The following is a 690-nucleotide window of genomic DNA, read 5'->3' as shown; positions in this document are numbered from 1 at the left end:
CCCCCCACCCGGCGCCGCCGACCCGGCCGCCGAACCCGGCCTCCAGGTCGATGCCCGTGCCCGAGGACCGGCTGGTGGTGACCGCCATCGAGCCGTCCGCGTTGCTGTCCACCTGCGTGGTCTCCGACTCCTGGTCGCCGATCGCGATGAACTTCCGGCCCGTCGTCGACTGGTCGAGGTTCTGGTGGACGGTGCACTCGCTCAGCGCCGGGACGGCGGAGGGCGGCGCGGCCTCGCAGTCCCCGCCGAACAGCCGGCAGATGGCGGCCCTCGTCTCGCCGGCCACCGTTCCCATGACCGGCGAGGCGGCCAGGGCCCCGATGACCACGGCCGAGACCAGAATGAGGGCGCCGTACTCGAGAGCGCTCGCGCCCCGGTCGGCAGAGGCGGGGCTGCGACCACGACTGCGCTGGGCCATGAGCGAAGCATGACCGCGCCACCACCCACTGGCGAGGGCCCCCGGACCCAAAGTCCCGACCCAACCGCCGCCGCGGCGCCCAGGACCACTGGGCCCTCTTACGTCAAGTCGCCGACCCGGGAAAAGACCGGGCCGGATATCCGGCGCATCGAGTCGGGCCTTCCCAAAGCCGCCCTTCCGAGTCAGTATGCAAGCACTTACTTATAGGAAGGGAGACCATGCGCCCCCTCATCGCACTCATCGCGTTGCTGCTGGCCATCCCCCTGCCTGTC

1 pseudogene is annotated in these 690 nt (G+C 71.3%); it reads right to left on the bottom strand.

Annotated features, from left to right (window positions below):
• Positions 1-418, bottom strand: a pseudogene (locus E1266_RS37585) (hypothetical protein); the annotation flags it as partial.
• Positions 419-690 lie beyond the last annotated feature (272 nt).

The sequence above is a fragment of the Actinomadura sp. 7K534 genome, assembly GCF_004348575.1.
Classification (GTDB): Bacteria; Actinomycetota; Actinomycetes; order Streptosporangiales; family Streptosporangiaceae; genus Spirillospora; species Spirillospora livida.
Note: the sequence above shows the minus strand (reverse complement) of the source record. Positions and strands in the feature narration are given on the sequence as shown.